Source organism: Methylobacillus gramineus, assembly GCF_020532675.1.
Lineage (GTDB): Bacteria > Pseudomonadota > Gammaproteobacteria > Burkholderiales > Methylophilaceae > Methylobacillus > Methylobacillus gramineus.
In genome coordinates, this window is sequence record NZ_JAJAVE010000001.1 from 446,514 (window position 1) to 463,782 (window position 17,269).

General features: G+C 46.1%; 20 protein-coding genes. 5 read left to right on the forward strand and 15 right to left on the reverse strand.

Translation table 11 applies throughout. The features are described 5' to 3' along the window. The first annotated feature begins 126 nt into the window (after positions 1-126). Complete coding sequence (locus tag LG201_RS02115) at positions 127-594, forward strand: DUF4124 domain-containing protein (protein WP_226770529.1); 468 nt, start codon at positions 127-129, stop codon at positions 592-594. A 14-nt stretch (positions 595-608) separates the two neighbouring features. Here LG201_RS02115 and LG201_RS02120 read toward each other — a convergent pair whose 3' ends face one another. Next, a complete protein-coding gene (locus tag LG201_RS02120; protein ID WP_226770530.1) occupies positions 609-926 on the reverse strand; it encodes an RnfH family protein in 318 nt (105 codons plus the stop codon). Continuing rightward, the gene (locus tag LG201_RS02125) at positions 923-1,363 is read right to left on the reverse strand and encodes a type II toxin-antitoxin system RatA family toxin (RefSeq protein ID WP_226770531.1); all 441 of its coding nucleotides are present in this window, start codon (positions 1,361-1,363) and stop codon (positions 923-925) included. Before LG201_RS02125 ends, LG201_RS02120 begins: the two co-directional genes overlap by 4 nt. Before the next feature lie 130 nt (positions 1,364-1,493). Here LG201_RS02125 and smpB point away from each other — a divergent pair, with 130 nt between their 5' ends. Next, a complete protein-coding gene (smpB, locus tag LG201_RS02130; RefSeq protein ID WP_226770532.1) occupies positions 1,494-1,952 on the forward strand; it encodes an SsrA-binding protein SmpB in 459 nt (152 codons plus the stop codon). 89 nt (positions 1,953-2,041) lie between these two features. On the opposite strand, the gene LG201_RS02135 is transcribed toward smpB, so the two are convergent. Both LG201_RS02135 and LG201_RS14415 read right to left on the reverse strand, forming a co-directional pair. Then, a complete protein-coding gene (locus LG201_RS02135) occupies positions 2,042-2,521 on the reverse strand; it encodes a nuclear transport factor 2 family protein (RefSeq protein ID WP_226770533.1) in 480 nt (159 codons plus the stop codon). A 128-nt stretch (positions 2,522-2,649) separates the two neighbouring features. Beyond that, positions 2,650-4,257: an EAL domain-containing protein gene (locus tag LG201_RS14415; RefSeq protein WP_226770534.1), complete on the reverse strand. Its 1,608-nt coding sequence runs from the start codon at positions 4,255-4,257 to the stop codon at positions 2,650-2,652. Positions 4,258-5,367: 1,110 nt separating this feature from the next. Between LG201_RS14415 and LG201_RS02145 the strand changes: the two genes are divergently transcribed. From LG201_RS02145 to LG201_RS02155, 3 genes are all read left to right on the forward strand, one after another. Next, entirely contained in the window at positions 5,368-5,874 is a 507-nt protein-coding gene (locus tag LG201_RS02145) for an FxDxF family PEP-CTERM protein (protein ID WP_226770535.1), read from the forward strand. A gap of 397 nt (positions 5,875-6,271) precedes the next feature. Further along, positions 6,272-7,423 (forward strand): hypothetical protein, encoded by a 1,152-nt coding sequence (locus LG201_RS02150; RefSeq protein WP_226770536.1) that lies wholly within the window; start codon positions 6,272-6,274, stop codon positions 7,421-7,423. Continuing rightward, complete coding sequence (locus LG201_RS02155; protein WP_226771904.1) at positions 7,411-8,304, forward strand: autotransporter outer membrane beta-barrel domain-containing protein; 894 nt, start codon at positions 7,411-7,413, stop codon at positions 8,302-8,304. Before LG201_RS02150 ends, LG201_RS02155 begins: the two co-directional genes overlap by 13 nt. 851 nt (positions 8,305-9,155) lie before the next feature. Here LG201_RS02155 and LG201_RS02160 read toward each other — a convergent pair. The 11 genes from LG201_RS02160 to LG201_RS02210 all read right to left on the reverse strand — a co-directional run bounded on the left by LG201_RS02160 (position 9,156) and on the right by LG201_RS02210 (position 17,207). Beyond that, on the reverse strand, positions 9,156-10,232 hold the full coding sequence (locus LG201_RS02160; protein WP_226770537.1) for a hypothetical protein: 1,077 nt from the start codon (positions 10,230-10,232) through the stop codon (positions 9,156-9,158). Between the two features lie 38 nt (positions 10,233-10,270). Beyond that, positions 10,271-10,801, reverse strand: coding sequence for an ImmA/IrrE family metallo-endopeptidase (locus LG201_RS02165; RefSeq protein WP_226770538.1), 531 nt, complete (start codon positions 10,799-10,801; stop codon positions 10,271-10,273). A gap of 1,016 nt (positions 10,802-11,817) precedes the next feature. Continuing rightward, the gene (locus LG201_RS02170) at positions 11,818-12,465 is read right to left on the reverse strand and encodes a hypothetical protein (protein ID WP_226770539.1); all 648 of its coding nucleotides are present in this window, start codon (positions 12,463-12,465) and stop codon (positions 11,818-11,820) included. A gap of 248 nt (positions 12,466-12,713) precedes the next feature. Further along, positions 12,714-13,478, reverse strand: coding sequence for a plasmid recombination protein (locus LG201_RS02175; RefSeq protein ID WP_226770540.1), 765 nt, complete (start codon positions 13,476-13,478; stop codon positions 12,714-12,716). Between the two features lie 26 nt (positions 13,479-13,504). Next, positions 13,505-14,128: a Rha family transcriptional regulator gene (locus LG201_RS02180; protein WP_226770541.1), complete on the reverse strand. Its 624-nt coding sequence runs from the start codon at positions 14,126-14,128 to the stop codon at positions 13,505-13,507. Continuing rightward, positions 14,125-14,415, reverse strand: coding sequence for a helix-turn-helix domain-containing protein (locus LG201_RS02185; RefSeq protein WP_226770542.1), 291 nt, complete (start codon positions 14,413-14,415; stop codon positions 14,125-14,127). Before LG201_RS02185 ends, LG201_RS02180 begins: the two co-directional genes overlap by 4 nt. Positions 14,416-14,417: 2 nt before the next feature. After that, on the reverse strand, positions 14,418-14,642 hold the full coding sequence (locus LG201_RS02190; RefSeq protein ID WP_226770543.1) for a hypothetical protein: 225 nt from the start codon (positions 14,640-14,642) through the stop codon (positions 14,418-14,420). A gap of 2 nt (positions 14,643-14,644) precedes the next feature. Beyond that, positions 14,645-14,860, reverse strand: a complete 216-nt coding sequence (locus tag LG201_RS02195; protein ID WP_226770544.1) for a helix-turn-helix transcriptional regulator — start codon at positions 14,858-14,860, stop codon at positions 14,645-14,647. A 200-nt stretch (positions 14,861-15,060) separates the two neighbouring features. After that, entirely contained in the window at positions 15,061-15,492 is a 432-nt protein-coding gene (locus tag LG201_RS02200; protein ID WP_226770545.1) for a S24/S26 family peptidase, read from the reverse strand. A 2-nt stretch (positions 15,493-15,494) separates the two neighbouring features. Next, positions 15,495-15,875, reverse strand: a complete 381-nt coding sequence (locus tag LG201_RS02205) for a hypothetical protein (protein WP_226770546.1) — start codon at positions 15,873-15,875, stop codon at positions 15,495-15,497. A 114-nt stretch (positions 15,876-15,989) separates the two neighbouring features. Further along, positions 15,990-17,207, reverse strand: a complete 1,218-nt coding sequence (locus LG201_RS02210) for a tyrosine-type recombinase/integrase (protein ID WP_226770547.1) — start codon at positions 17,205-17,207, stop codon at positions 15,990-15,992. Between the last annotated feature and the right edge of the window lie 62 nt (positions 17,208-17,269).

Below are 17,269 nucleotides of genomic sequence, written 5' to 3' on the forward strand. Positions count from 1 at the left end.
GCCTCAGCGGTAAATCTCCAGTGTAATCTGCCGTTAAATAGTGAAAGACTTGTCTACATGTCATTGACGGCAATATTGAAGCCGCTTAATGTGTGTAGCGAAATTTTCATTTATTCGGGGGAGTGCATGAACAGGGTTCATTGGCTGGCAATATTACTGATGGCAATGCTGCCGTTGTTGGCACATGCTCAGGTCTATAAATGGAAAGACAAGGATGGGGCGGTACAGTATTCCGATCTTCCTCCGCCTAATAATATCCCCTACGAAGCGGTTGATAAGATTAAGGTGACCCCTAAATCTGCGACTCCTGAAACTGCTAAAGGTGGCGATTCACAAGCGGTGCGCAATGCTGCGGCGCTTAGGCGGCAGAGTGATGCCGAGCAGGAAAAACGAAGTGATGAGCGTAAGCGCAATGAACAGCAGCAAAAGCAGGAGCAGTGCCAGAATGCCAAGGCCAATTATCAGAATTTCAAGCAGGGTGGCCGTATCTACAAGATGACGCCAGAGGGCGAAAGGCACTACCTCGGAGATGAGGATCTCCAGAAAGGCCTGGAAGCCGCGACCAAGGAATTGCAGGAGTTTTGTACCGATTAATGGGTTGGGTAGTACTAAAGGGCGGCTAAGGCCGCCTTTTTTTTATGGGTCGTGTCCATCTGTGCACGTCTGCGCCTGGCTTCCTTGGGGTCTGCCAGTAAGGGTCGGTAAATTTCAACTCGGTCATGTTGCTTCAGGATGGTATCTGCCTTGACCAATGCTCCATAGATACCCAACTTAAGGCTGGATGAATTGAGTTCAGGACACATCTGCAGAATGCCGGAAAGCTGGACTGCCTGCGCTGCAGTAGTGCCGATCTCGACCATGATGGGCAGGATATATTGCTGTTGGGGCAGGGCATACGCCACTTCTATGGTGATGCTGGTGCTCATGTTTGCTTGTGTGCGAGCTGGTCTGCGCGCGTGACGAATGCCTCCACAAAGGTATTGGCAATATGGCTGAATACAGGGGCAATTAGTTTTTCCAGTAAAAAGCTGGAAAACTCGTATTGCAGCTTGAACTCTACCTTGCATGCATCATCAGCCAATGGGGTGAAGCGCCACACCCCTTCCAGGTGCTTGAATGGCCCGTCCTTGAGCCGGATTTCCATCTGGGTATGAAATTGCTTGTGATTTTCCGTGGTGAACTTCTGTTTGATGCCATGGTAATCAATGTGCAGTGTGGCTTCGGTCACGTGATTATCGCGCCGATGCAGGTCCACACCACCACACCAGGGCAAAAACTTGGTGTAATCCTCCACACTGTCTACTAGCGTGAACATACACTCTGCCGAATGGCCCACCAGAACTGTTTTCTCAACCTGTGCCATTAGTCGCGTGATCTAGAGTAAAATATCAATTTTAAGTCATAACTCTTAGCTTCAATCAAAAAAACGGAACATTGCTGAGATTCCGCCGTCTTTAATCTTCCCCGATTGACAATATTTACAAGCCACTATTATGAGTATTGCCCAGAACAAAAAAGCGTTTCACGACTATTTCATTGAGGAACAGTACGAAGCTGGCATCGTGCTCGAAGGCTGGGAGGTGAAGGCTATCCGCGAGAATCGCATCCAGCTCAAGGAGGCTTATGTCATCATCCAGCGTGGCGAGATCTACCTGATAGGCTGCCATGTCACCCCGCTGGGGTCGGCGTCTACCCATGTGCACCCTGATTCAATCCGTACCCGTAAACTGCTATTGCATTCGGAGCAGATCGCCAAGTTGATCGGTAAGGTTGAGCGCGCAGGCTACACCCTGGTGCCGCTGGATATGCACTATACCCGCGGCCGTATCAAAATACAGATCGGCCTTGCCAAGGGTAAGAAGCAATACGACAAACGCGCGACCGAGAAAGAAAAAGACTGGAAACGCGAACAAAGCTCCTTGATGAAGAAGTACGTTAAAACTTCAGTCTAGGTATTGCTTTACCCATTTTTACTACAATCCACTAGTTGGCATACATATCCACAGGACTCTGGATATTTATGCTGTGATCGAGGCTAGTCTCATAATCCCAAATCAGACAGCCCCGGATGATCATCGGGGCGTCTTCCCAGAGGCCAATGAAATTTTCTATCTTCCGATCTAATAGCCAGATCATTGATAGAGGCATGCCGGTATTGCATTAATCCTTCAGCAGTAAACTCCCAGTTTTCATTTCCATACGACCTAAACCAGTTGTCCGAGTCATCATGCCATTCATAGGCAAACCGAACGGCAATCCGGTTGCCATCAAATGCCCATAACTCTTTGATCAATCGATAGTCCAGCTCTCTTTTCCATTTACGCTCAAGAAACTCAACGATTTGTAGGCGACCTGTGACGAACTCTGCTCTGTTACGCCATTGACTATCCTGAGTATAAGCTAGGGATACCCGCTGTGGATCACGGCTATTCCAGCCATCCTCTGCCATTCTTACTTTTGCGATAGCGGTTTCCCTTGTAAATGGGGGAAAAGGTGGCTTTGCCTCATGGGATGATGTCATGGTCTGCTCCTCGTCTAAATATTCAGTCATTATTTCATTGGCATGAGTGGGATGGGTAAACCAGTGCCCTAGGAGAGGGTGCTATCAGTGGATGAGTGCTTGTATCCGCTGATTAAAGCCCACGCCAGTTAATTATTAAAAAATTTGGTATGGCGTTCTACATAAATATAAAACTCAGCAGGTTTTAACGATTTGGAGAACAGCCAACCTTGCACGTATTTAACGCCGCGCTCCAGTAAAATCCTTGCTTGATCTTCTGTTTCCACTCCTTCAGCCACCATTTCTAGTTTCAAGGATTTAGCCATTTCAATAATATGAAACGCCACATGCCCCGTCACTGCATCGGTTCCGACGGCATCGATAAAAGCCTTATCAATCTTAAGGTAATCTAGCTCAAATTTGGTGAGATAGGATAGGCTCGAATATCCTGTGCCAAAATCATCGATGGCTATCTTGACCCCATGCCTTCGGATATCTCTCATCAGTTGTAGGGATGCATCATCATTGAGAAATCCTCGCTCGGTGGCTTCAATAACGATCTGGTTGCTTTTTGCCCCACTCACCTTTTCAAGTTTTTCAATCAACTTGAGCAGATTGCCAGACTTTAAGTCGTGAGAGGATATATTGATACCAATATGAAAATCGGTATGCTTTTTAAACAGCTCCTGCATATCGACTGCGACCAGCTCAAAGACACGATCTGTAATCTGACATATCACACCAGCTGCCTCTGCGGCTGGAATAAAGATATCCGGGCGTACAAGATTGCCATCAGACGTTTCCCAGCGAATCAATGCCTCAGCTCCAACGCAGGTGTTCTCCGTGATATCCATGATCGGCTGGTATTCAAGATAGAACTCATCGTTTGCTAGCGCCCGTAGGATTGCAGTCTTGGGCGAATATCGGCTTTTCGCCATGTAAATAAACAGTCCTCCCAGGGCCAATCCAACAATAATGCCAAGGGGTATCAACACTTGGGCGAATGCCAGAGTATCGTCCTTGATCTCTCCCAGAGGCATGGCGGCTATGACCGCAGATAGATTGAGCGCATTGGGCGTAATGTAGACGAGCATCTCGCGCTCGGAGTCGACGAAGGTCAGGGGCCGCTTACCCTGATATGTTCTTAGCCAGGAGGGGGAAATTTCGCCACGGGAAGTGTATAGCTTGTGTGAGTCAATTCCGAAGATACCTACAGACACTGTAGGGCTCCCCAGTGCTTCGATTGCATGACTGGGTACAATCATCACCGCCCAGCCAGATTGTTCAAATATCACTAAATTCCGGTCTTGCCAGTTCGGTATCTTCACCCCTGCCCAAACTTTGGTGCCACCCGGTTCAATCTTATTAGGCTGACCCAGATCCATGCCGTCTAAAACTCCAGGCATAGAAGAGCATTCAATAGAGGTTCCTTTCATGTGGGCTATTGCTTGCAGAAAAAAGCCATTAACATTGAACTCCTGCATTTTTCGAATATGTTCAGGAGAGCATGCATCTGCATCACTTACAGCAGAGAAATGATGCACAACATTCGAAAACTGCGCGCGCGTCGTGCTCATGCGAGCCAAGACATCAGTGGTGATATTTTGTAGACGTTTGGTTTCTTGTGAGATCGCCTGGTTTTTGGCAATCACTAGGGATAAAAATATAGAGAGGGATACAACGAGAATAGCAAAGAAGGTAGTTATAGCGGTAAACGCCTGGTTATTTCGCCAGCCTTTTTTAAATAAGGTATTCACACTAAGGCATGCATTTCAAAATTCATGTGCTCCAAAAGTTGCCTCTTTCCTCAACCGGTCAGTCAGTACAGCCACTGCCGGATAATAGCTACTCATTGTATGTTGTGCAATATTGAAATGATTGATAACTCCAATAGGGAGGCGGTTTCTAGCCATGCTTGATAAAGCGTTATTGTTCCAGTCAGACCTCTTTAAATGATGCTACAAGATCATGTGTTATCACCATTTATCTGGTAAGTTGACTGGAGAAGATGGCTAGGAGGCTACCATCCATTCAGTTTACATTTTTTGCATTATTGAAACTTTCTCCATTCCTTTTCGCATCTTGCATTCATTCATCAAAATTTCTGTATTTTCCTGTCAACCAATTCTGACAAATTTTTCAGATCGTATCGGATGAAATGGAGCTGAACGCACGTTTATTGTTCGCCTCAGTTGTATTACTCATTTCCATTAATCACTAGGGTCGAGGGAGCCATGAAGCGGTTTGATACAGTAGCCTGGGTAATCATAGTTGTTGTGGTGGTAATGCTATTGGTCAATGGGAGCTACATGAGGTGGGGTTAGGGTGATTATGAAGAAAAAGCGCCATTGGGTAGCCCATGCGCTAGGCAAAAAAACGCGCCTAATCGGGGAGGACTGAGGCGCGAAAGAGTCTCTATGTTGAGCAAAGAGATATCACCAACCCTATTCAAAAGGTCAGTGGAACGATCATGCGCCTTCATTGACAATATCCCAATCAGACAAATGAACATTATGCTTAGGACTATCTTACTAAAAGTAGCACATTCCAATTTGTCTTGTAATCTGGATGTTTGAAATTCCAGCCTATCCGCCGAATTGTTTCCATTCGTTCTGATACAAGCTCAACGATCTATAGTCCATTAGGACCTGAGACACAGCAATTAGGACATGATTATTATTGTCTATGTTATGTAGCTGCGAAGCCAATGACAGCAAGGGACTGCATATTATTATTTATTTTATTTTACTAAGGATGAGGTTATTTAAAGTTATATGGGAATAACTACAAGTTCTTTGTGGCAGGGTAAGTCTGTTTATAATTTCTGTGGGGGGAATTTCATCGACAACAACTTTTAAGGAGTCAGTATGAACATTCTCAAAACAGCGCTTGGTACCGCAACGCTCATCGTCGCTTCATCTAGTGCATATGCTACCGATCTGGTGGATCTTGGCGAGCTGCATACGGGTATTAATACGTATACCCAAACTGTAGGTGCTGATAGTACATTCACAAATACCTTTACCTTCAGCTTGGCTGATGTTTCGACAGGTACTTTTTCACTCAATGATTTGTCACTTACCAATGGCGATGTAAATGTATTAGGTTTTAGTGACCTCAGTTTCAGCCTCTACAACAGCTCTGATACATGGCTTGCAGGATCAGTGGCTGCAGGTGAGTTCACTTTTGCTAATCTGGAGGCCGGAAACTATTACATCAATGTAGAGGGTACTACCAATGGAGTAGCTGGTGGGGTCTATAGCGGTGCAATTAATATCCAGGCCGTGCCTGAGCCTGGCTCATACGCACTTCTTGGTATTGGTCTAGCTGTTATAGGGGTAGTGGCTACGCGCAGGCGTAAGAACCTTAGCTAGTCATGAAGTATGATAAAAGCCACCTTTGGGTGGCTTTTTGATGTCCTAATGCCGGGTATTTGGCTTGAGACTCGCTATCCATTAACCGAGTCTTAAATTTCTGTTGTGAATTCCTACTTCGTTGTTTGATTTTTCCTACAAAGTACATATAGATTTATATCTAGATATTCTAGAAATCAGTATTGAAGCCGGTTGGGGGCGAGCTAAGGGAGAATGTTCCTGGAAAGTAATATGTGAGAGGGTTAAATATTACTGCCTTTGATGAAATGATAAAAGTGATAGTTTTAATCTTGCTACTCTGATAATGTGAGGTACCAGAGCTAAGCCGCAGTCTTGAAACAATCAATGAGTTGGTTAATAAAAAAGTACGCTAAAAAAATCATTGGGAGAAAACAGGATGACTCATTTTAATAATAACAATTTTAAATTGTTCGTCTGGTTTCTCACTATGTTGCTGGCTGATGCTGAGGCCAACGCAGCTGATGAGTGGCTTGATCTTGGCACCCTCAATAATGGTACATCCTCTAGTGCATGGGGAATAAGCGCCAATGGCTCGGTAGTCGTTGGTCAGGGAGGTGACGGACTTTTGGGTGATGCAGTCAGTGCCTTTCGTTGGACAGCCGCAGGAGGCATGATTAGCTTAGGCAGGCTTAACAATGGGGATGAGGCTATTGCTGGGGCTGTAAATGCTGCAGGGGATGTAGTCGTAGGTACTGCCAATGATGGAGCAGCAGGTAATGTGAGTCGCGCTTATCGCTGGACTCAAGCCACAGGTATGGTCAGCCTGGGGACGCTTAATAATGGATTCCTATCTGATGCCAATGGTGTGAATGCCGCGGGAGATGTTGTGGTCGGTATGTCTTACGATGGTGCCGACAATAATGCAGCGCGTGCATATCGTTGGACTCAGGTTACCGGTATGGTAAATCTTGGAACCTTTAATAATGGTGCTTTTTCGTCTGCTCAAGGCACAAATGCCGCGGGGGATGTTGTCATCGGCTATAGCGCAGATGGCAGTTTGGGAAATGCATCCCGAGCTTTTCGGTGGACACAAACTACTGGCTTAGTCAGTTTAGAAACACTCAATGGTGGAGATTCATCATTCGCGTTCGCAACGAATATGGTGGGAGATGTTGTTGTCGGGAAAAGTGAAGATGGAAGTGTAGGTGGTTTTGATAGGGCTTTTCGGTGGACACAGCCGACGGGCCTAGTCAGTTTAGGCACACTTCACGGCGGTTTTTATTCCGAGGCCCTAGGCGTTGACGGGACAGGTGACGTTGTTGTTGGCAGAAGCTTCGATGGAAGCCAAGGAGCAGACCGCGCTTTTCGCTGGACTTCTGCTACAGGCATGCAATCCATTGAAGAGTGGCTCTCTGCCGCAGGGGTTTCTGTAATTGGTCTTAGTACTAGTGTTGCAGAGGCCACAAATGCAGATGGCAGTATAGTGGTCGGTACACTAACAAATAATCACGCTTTTCTGGCTCGAGTATCAGTATTTGGTTCAGGCATAGTTATCCATTTGACCTCGGCCAAAGTATTGCTCGTGTAGCCAATGCACCCACATTAGCATTAAACAATGGTGATTTGATTATGGATGGTAACCCCATGTTGAGTTTGCTACCAAATTGTAAACAGTCTGTTTGGGCTTCTGGTGATATTGGTCGCTACGATTCTAATCAATATGATAGTAATTTAGGTATAGGGGAGGTTGGCCTTGGCACACGTTTTTGCAACGGAATTCAGCTCAACCTTGCAGTAGGTCGTATCTACAGCAAGGCAGAAACTGGCTTCAACGGAAAAACATTGCTGCAGAGTACATATTTGAGGCCAGAGGTGATATATCAGTGGGGCAGTTCATCGCTACATACTACTTTGACAGGGCTTTATTCCTTTGGGGATGCAGATATTGATCGCGGCTATATCAATGCAGGCAATATGGTGCAATCACAAGGAAATACTTCAACTCATACAGCAGGTGCGCGAATTCGTTTCGATTGGCAGAATGCACTTAAGATTGATTCCACTAATTTAACGCCCTATTTCAGCTTGAGCTATCTAAAAACTCGCTTGTCTAATTACACTGAGACTGGCGGCGGTTTTCCTGCTGCCTGGTCAAGGCGAAATGAAGATGCAACTACCTTACACGCTGGTGTAGATGTAGTTCATCCCTTGAATGCAAAAACTAATTTATTGGGACGTGTTGAAGCAGCTCATCGATTCGAGAGTCAAGGAAGCGATGCTCATGGAGAACTACTAGGGCTAAATGCTTTTACGATTAATGGTCAGTCTATTAAACAGAGCTGGTTACGTGTTGGTGGAGGCGTCCAAAGTAATATTTTTGATGGTGTGGCATCCCTAATGCTGAACGTCACGACACGTGGTGAGACTCCCACTTATTGGTTGAACGCCACCTATCGTTTGACATTCTAGACTCGATATCGACATAGAAAAATTCTGTAAATCTAGATGAGTAGTACCGTACTTCTAGTCGAAAACTGTCAACCATAAAGCAAGGGGATGAAGCTACATAGCTGAGCTTTTGATCCTTGTCTATGGGGCTGATAGTGCGATAGCGATATCAGTGAGAGCCATATTCAATGTGCCTTTATGCTGCTGTTGGTAACTAAGTTTTTGGTAGGGACAGTTACCAACAAGATTGCCAACACTTACCAACGGATTTCATTGGATTAGCTTAGACATTGCTTGATAAAAAGACAAGAAAAAACCCGCATTGACGCGGGTTTCAAGACATCTTGGGATGTTAATGGATAGGTAATTGGTGCCGGGGTCAACTAAACAATCCATTGAAAGAATTGTGCTGCAAAGGTTTGAGTAATTTGAAAATTTAAGTTACCCCCAAAGTTACCCCAAAAATTCAACTGTCTCTCTAGTTTTTGTAGCTAGCATCTCGATATGCTTTTTTTCCAATTAGAAATTTATTGACACCAGAGTCTGAATGTCTCATTTATGCAACTGGTTAGTTCATGTAGGATAAACATTACTACTAAGTGATGAGGTTATTAGAATATGGCAACTACAGTGTATTTGACGAAGTGATTAAAGATCAAGGCGGGACAGACTCTTTGACGGTAGAGATCGGTCGATCTTCATATTACGAGGGGGATAGTATTTATATAATCGTGGATGGCAAGACCGTGATTATGGATCGAGTTACTGCTAAAAGATTTGTGGATTGTGTTTTAGAGCTGGGAATTTATCATGGTTTTGTAGAGTAGTTGGCTATCTCGGTGGGAAGAGCAGAGGTAGAGATTTGAATGTAGCTACTTACCCATTTCAGGTGGGTGTGTGCTATCACTGCTATTTTCCTCAGGGAGAGGGAATGTTTCCAAAAACGATTTAGAGTTATCCAGAGAGCCATCATTCGGTTCTTCGGGATCTCTTGCCTCTGCAACCTGCTTCACGTTTTTATCGTCAATTTCAAGTTGCTTTGCGAAGGCTGCCTGATAGCGCAGGTAACTCTCCGGCCAACCATCGCTCCAGGCATCTTGTTCTTCGCCAAGGCACGGTCTGTCTATATTGGCTACAGTCATGAACGTTTCCAAAAAGTCACAAAGGGCGTGCGGCTGTATGTTAGTTTCACCTGTTAGCGCTGCTTCACGGCTCTTGAGTTTTGACTTTATCTCGCTTCGTTCCGTATTTACCGAAATTACCGGATAAGGTGCGCCATCGATAACACCTTTCAGGGGTTCGCGACCATGATAGCCAAAAGTATGCGGGAATTTCCTTATGGTAGCAGCGCGAGCGAGTATAAATCCCAATTGAACTGAGGTGACGAAGCGATCATCGGAGGCATTCTTTGCTATACGAAAACCGGTATCAATTCCTTTACCCAGAAAATCGAACCTATTGGGTGCAATATCTGCTTCTTTTTCAAACTCTTCGGTGTTCTCGCTCATTGTTCCGGCTTGGGCTGGTGCCTGAATGGGATCCACCGTGACAGCGATGCTTATATTCGGAGCTGGGAAGGCTGCTAGCCAACCAGCGCCCTTCAATCGAAGAGGCTTTTCATCATCTTCCAAACGCTTAGAGTATTGCTCCAGTGCCTTGAGAAACGATGAAACGGATGCTGCTGTGTGTTCGACACTTTGAACACGGCTACAGAAAATAATTTCGTCACCAATAGTCTTCCAGACGCGCGGGTGATTATCGTGAGTATCGCCAACTTCCTCACCAGATACATCAATTATCCGCCGATAAGCCTCCCCTACCTTGATAGGGAAGTCTTTATAAAAAGTGCGAAACTCATCAACCCACGCTGGAGATGGACTGCCATTTTGATGATCTGAGTGCTTTTTATTTGCCTTAAATGCGGTGGATCCGACAAGATCAACCGACATAAATAGCCGCATCCGGTAATTGGGATAATGTATCAAATTCAGAGACCTAAGGTGTTTGCGCGAACTTCGGCCGCGCTCTGACTCACACCAAATTTAGCAGCCGTATCAATTGGGCCCATTATTGGATAGGATTCACGGAAATCCTGTTCAGGCATCAAAAAGGCTGCTGCGAACCAGTTGGCTTCCCATTCGGCTCGCTGCTGATTGAGATCTCCTGGCTGGACTTGACGTGTTGCCGCCATGGGGCGATCTGGATGTTCTCGTTTGATTTGGGGGTAATGCAGGAAAAAATGACCTAGTTCGTGGGCAATGGTGAATCGATCACGTTCAGAAGTTGTAACGGTGGGAAGGAAAATTTGAAACTCGCCGCTCGGTTGCACGACAATCGACTCTGGGAAATCGTCATCTGGACGTACTTCATCATGAAAAGAAATCCAGCCACCTAAGCGAGATACAAAGGCTCGCATATCCTCGCCGATTTCATATTTCACATGTTTGGAGACCTCTTCGGCAAAGCGATAAACTGCCGCTTTACTGGCCCCAAGGGGGCTGGGCTTGATAAAATTCATACCACGCTCCTTCAGGCTGATTCGTCAATGCAAAATTATACAGAGTATTGTTGATATTTTCGAGTCTGAGAAAGCTTTCCCTGTATTTCTCAGTGCTCTGTCAAGTTTGTGGCAATTTGCAGAAGTTTTTGCAGCAGGAATCTAGCGTCATCGGACATGTCAAAGTATTCATTAAATTGTTTTATCTAAAAACATCGTATTAATGGTAGAGAAGGTAGGCTAAGAATTGACTAGTAGGAGAGGTAGGACGAAAGGAGTGTTCTGAATGAATGGATCGCTCTAGCATAGAGGATTCTCTTGCGGATGCGTACGCTACTTCTGAAAAACAAACAACGCTCTCATTAGTTCCGTGGCAAATCCTCCGGCTCGACCCTGTGATCGCACATTTCTAAAATTCTGATTGGTGAGGTTGTTATAAGTTCCGTGCTTTGCATAAAACCTTCCCCTAAGACATTATTTCCTTTTCCGAAACTCCCCAAAGGCCGCCGGAGCCTTATCAGCCCACAGGCCTAGCTTGTCTCTCTGTGCTAGATACTCAGCCTGGGCATAGATAGATCCTCTACATCCTGCTCCCGCTCGTACTTCATATTTTAGTCGGGGATGGTTTGCCTCTAGCTTATTCTTACACGCTACCCTTGCGGCAATCTTGTGGTTCGATCATGTTGGTTTTTATTGGCGTTGATAAGATCCAGCACTTCCGAATAAGTACAACCCGATAATAAACCCCACATAGTAGCCAAAGCCTGTATTAGGCCTACCCATGATTTGAATATCGTTTAAAAGGTTGATTCCAATTATCGATAATAGCCATGAGCATATATTGATGGCTATGCTAATCGGCGCAATAACCCCATGCCAAATCCCAGAGAAAAATCCGTACGGTGATATAAAAGCGCCTTCATGATAGTGCATAGCACATCCAGAAAGGGCTAGGGCCATGGGAATAACCGCTATTAGAACTAATCTCATTTCCCTCCCCCAAAATGTTAACCGTTTGCTAGATTAAACTAGAATTGTCATTTATTCATTGCATTCATGGCGGAGTCCCATTCTTCTTGCTTGGTGCCCATCATGCTGGACCCGTAACTGCCAAGACCTGCCAGAAGCCCGCCGGCAAGGGATCCATTATTTCGCACACCAGATAAAGCAGCCCCTGCAGAGTTGTTGGTTCGGTTGATGCTGGATTGGATGCCAGCAACCTCACTATTCAACTGCCCGCGCTTCAAAAGCTCATTGTTATACATCAGCCCTCCGGCATTTTGGCGACCCATCAGCTTTGCACGCTTGAGAATGTCATCTGTGGCCAGCGCCGTTGATGCTGCCTTGGCCCTTGTGTAATCTGAGGAGAGATTGCCCTCTGCTGACTTACGAATAGCACCGTCACTCCCACCATTGGCACGAAGTAAGGCGTCAACCAGGCTGCTTTCGTTTTCTGTAGCGGCCTGCTCATAGCTCTGATCACGCGTTGCTGGGTTGTAGATGTCCTCAGCAAAGGTCTCAACCTTGTTGGCCTTCTGATTGTTTTTGTCAGCAGTCTCGGCGGCCGCATTGTTGATGATTTTCTGCTGACGGTCTGCGGCATCTTCGGTGGCCTGCATATTCATGTAAGTGCCACCAGCAGCTAAGGCTGTAGCGATATATCCCATGGTTGCTGGTTCACACATAATAGTTTCCTTCCTTGTTAGTTTTACCGTTACTGGTAGCGTATGCAATATGGGTTAAGTCCATGCTGTTGCAAGACTTCACTCACTTCTAAAGTTTCTCTTTGTAAACGATGGGTAAACCAAAACATAGTGGTAATTTTGCTAATTCATTAATGCTTGTATTACTGCTGAAATCACTTATTTACCAACATACGACATTGGAAACGCTATACACAGGATAGCGAATTGTGTTTTTTGTCCTTAATTCGCTATATAGCGTTTTGTGTTTTCCCATGCCCTACAGAGGTCATAATTTGCACGAAAGATTTTCTCTGACGCTTGCTGGGCTGGTGGGTTAATCCTAAGTGCTGAGCATAGGGTGTAGGGTCAGCGTGTATTGCATCTCGGACAAATGACCATAAGGCTGAATACCTCATTGGATCATTGCTAAGTGCCTCTATTACTTGCCTGGCTAGCACAGCTTTGTCTTTCTCGCCCAGCTTGGCGCTTCCCTGGCTTAAGCCATATCGCTTGGCCACTTCGCTATAAAACAGATTTCTCAAGCGGTTCATGTTGCCTGTATTGCCGATCAAGTCACGCCCCTGCATACGCCCACCCACCAGCGGCAAGATAACGGCATGAGCATGTGGGGCAGCCTCATCCAAGTGGATATCGAAAGCTAGCAGCTCACCCTGCATATTGCGCTGCACCCAGGACAAGCAATCCTCGAAGAATGGTCTAGAGTCCTGCTGGTGGCGATCAATAGGGAGGCTAAAGAGGATTTCCACGCCCATCACGCCATTTTTACGCGGAGTTTCAATCCCTGCCTCAAGCATTGCCACTTTTGCCCGTACAGCGATTTCCCGTGCATTTCCAGCGCCATGCAAAGAGTAATTGAGCTTGATTCTTTCTGGAGCGATATGTCCACCAGCGCCACGGTCATGTTGAATCTCTCTGCGATTATGCTTAAGTGCTTCCTCTATGCCATTCTTGCCCTTGATACGTCCCAGCCGGAATATGTGACTGGAGGCCATTGATCAGTCCATCCAATTCGCTACTGTCATGACAGGCTCTCCTGGGCAAGCTCGATTGCTGGTGGAATTAATGCCTGCAATGCGTCCTTGGCCCTTTGATATGCTTCCTTGCTATTGCTGGCGCCATGAGCCGCACTAGCCGCGATGAATTGTGCTGCCACCAGCATGCTTTTGTGTGGGAACGGCAAGGAGTGGCGTTCACCCGCGCCAATTCCTACAGCCTTGTTCACCAGCTTATTGAAATTCATGTGGATATGGCGGCCGTGGGCATCCAGGTTGGTCAGTTCGTCGTGCATCGCGTGATACCCAGGCAGATACTCGGTCTGGTGATTTTCCAAGGCTTTACGGGCGTCGCGGAATGCCTGCACCAGCTTCACCTTTAGTGCGCGCACCTTGGCGGTATTGCGGCTGTAGGAGAGTAACAGATAGGTTTGATCTTCGTTAAGCATGGCATAGCGTTCTGGTTGTCCACGCCCTTTGATTTCTCCGATTTGAAATCGGATTATTCCTAGCTGCTCAAAGTCTGGCTTATATGCCTTGATAAGCTTTGCCAGGCTTTCATGCTGTGAACCGAGGATATCTGCAATCAAACGGCTATCAATGCGTGGCTCGGATTTAGACTGGATCTGGATTGAGGACTGTGGGTTCATGTTGCAGCCCTCCATACATAACGGGCTACGCGGTGCTGCTTGCCTTGGTCTGTGGCGCCGTTAGTCCAGACTGTATCAATCTTAAAGCCTTGCTCACGCAGTTCAAATATCCTTGTGGCCGGCATCATGATATCCAAGTCACGACGGGCTTCTATTGTCGTGATTGAGCCATGTTCTTGTAGCGCTTCAACCAGTCTAGCGCGTTGTGAAATAGCTGAGTTATTGGTATGCTGGTAAGTATGGTTTTGGGCTACTTTCGGGTGGCCTTTTTTCTTATTCACGTTCACGGTTAGTCCTCTCCGTTGCTTTTGTTGATTTTTGCAACAATGTCCGCCCATGCCTCGGCGGAGGAGTTCATATCTGAGACTTTCCATGCAATATCACCATCTGGTAGCCGGATTGGTTTGGGGAGGAGGCCGCGGTTGCACAAACTCAAAATTACCGAGCCTTGAAGTCCCATTATGGTTTCTAGCTGAAACAGGTTATGAAGATGCTGCGTTGGTTCACCGTTCATAATTAGGCTACCTCCTGGCTTTGGCTAGCTTCAATCCGGGCTTGTGCCCATGCATCAACATCAGAGGCTTTCCATGCGGTCACGTTGGTTGAAAGCTTTATAGGCTTGGGGAAAAGGCCTTGTTTAGTCCAACTCCAGATGGTTGAGCCAGAAACACCTAACAAGACTTTTAGTTGTGGCAGACGGTAGAACTGTTGCACGGCTTGATTCATTCCCATATTCGAATCCTTGTGATTGGATTTATTAGCACTGCCCTATGCGGCGCTAGATGGGTATGAATTATTTAGCATGGAAAATTTTTCCATGCGGTGTGTCATTATGAAAACTCTCACCGAGTTAGTTTTTCCTTGCGATCAGCCTAAGCAAGGTTAAGAGTTATGGGAAATAAAAAAAACCGCCCGAAGGCGGTTGGTTTGAACTAGATTTTTCTGGTGGTTAGGTGCGATCGAGCAATAATCTTATGAATCTTATCTAATTTATGGCAGTCCACCGCATGTACCATTCCATTCGGACGCTTCAAAGATACGACTGCTGTTACATTACTTTTAGGATGTGTGTTTTCCCCAACACTCCCTTGCATAAAGGCTAATGCCAATTGCTCTACAGCAGGAGTTATCATGCCTTTCGCATAAATCACAACATAGTCATCTTTGATTGGAGTCTGGTCTGGGTCAATAAAAATTAAGTCACCTGACTTGATTTCCGACACATCTTTCTTTGATTCAAATCCCAATGCGTACACATTCGGTCCCAAAGTGAAGTTATCCGGTAGTGCCATCGTAGCAATTTGCCCATCTTGGCCAAGAGTGACATTAATTTCCGGTAATAATTTAGAGTTCATTTTAGTCATATCTATTCCTCTCTAGTTGACCTGTAAATATCTAATACAAGGCCTACTATCTTGATAGACTTCATCAACTCATCTGTTACTAGATAGCTAGTGCCATCACTTACGATTTTAAGTTTTGGGGAATATTGAAAGCGCCTATACCCAATCCAATTGTCATCAAGCGTAATAACATATAGGCCGTCGCCATAAATTTTATTTACAGTAAAGTCGACTCTCACAAGATCCTGGACTTTTATTCCAGCGAAGACATCTTGAACATTTGAAGTCATTACAGCACTATGCTTATCGCGTTGCGGGTTACTAAATAAAGCTCGCCCCAATTTAATATTAACGTTATTGCCAATGTGGGAAAGTTGAGATGATGTAAAATTGGCATCAGCCATGGCGTGATACTCCTCTAAAGTATTGCATTGTGGTTAGGGAATGCTGGTAGCCCCGCCAAGAGTAACCAGTCTTCCCGCTTTACTCATGATCCGCATGAGTGACGGTCTTACTTCTTAAGCTGTTTTCAAAGGTATCACCTTCGCTCCAGCTTTCAGTTCATCCAGATAATCTGCCCATTCCTGCATCATCTGCTTCCGCTGCTCAATGAAACGGGTGCGGTTATATGCATTCCCCAAAGCATCCGGCACCTTATGCGCTAGCTGGTGTTCAATGATATGCGGGTCGATATTCAGGCGTTCATGTAATAGAGTGCGCGCCATGGCACGGAAGCCATGCCCTGTAATCTGTGTTTGAGTGTCATAGCCCATGCGCTTCAATGCGGCATTAATTGCAGCCTCGCTCATTGGCTTCTTGGGATCATGTCCACCCATGAACACAAACTCACCATGGCCTGATAGCGGCTGAATATCTTTCAGCAGAGCAATGGCCTGGTGAGAGAGTGGCACAAGATGATCTGTCTTAGTTTTGCTTACCCGGTAACGCCATTCACCAGCTTCTAGATCAATATCTGCCCAACGTGCTGTACGCAGCTCACCAGGACGCACGAAAAGAAGCGGAGCCAGGCGAAGGGCTGTCTGGACAGTTAATGTGCCTGTAAAGCCATCAACAGCACGTAATAGCTCAGATACTTCTTTAGGATCGGTTATCGAAGCCATGTGCTTGATTTGAGGGGAGGGAAGAGCACCCCGCAAGTCTGCGGTTACGTCTCTCACAGCTCTGCCAGTCTGAACTGCAAACCTGAATACTTGGCCGGCAGCCTGAAGGGTTCTGTGAGCAGTCTCGAGTTTGTTCTGGTTTTGAACGCGTTTCAGGCATTCAAGGATTGCGGGCGCAGTTATATCTGAGATTGGCTGCTTACCAATCCATGGGAATAGATGCACCTCCAGGCGCCTTAACGTGCGGTCCTGGTGAGAGGTAGACTTATCGCTCATATGAGTGCCCAACCATTCGCGCGTGATAACTTCAAAGCTATTGGCTGAACTCTCAGACCTTGAGCTCTTTTGGGCTTTACGGTTTGCGCTGGGGTCTATTGCTGGATCTTGTGCTAATAGCTTCCTAGCATCATCACGGCGGCCGCGGGCATCAGATAGTGAGACTTCGGGATAAGTGCCAAGTGAAAGTAGCTTTTCTTTGGCATCGAAGCGGTATTTGAATCGCCACCACTTACCCCCAGATGGGGTAACTTGAATGAACAACCCGCCCTCATCGTAAAGCTTATAGGCATTATCTCTAGGCTTAGCATTGCGGATTGATACGTCTGTGAGAGCCATTTGGGGTAACCGGTAAGTGGGGTAAGTGCTGTTACCCCTAAAGTTACCCCTGATAAACGCTG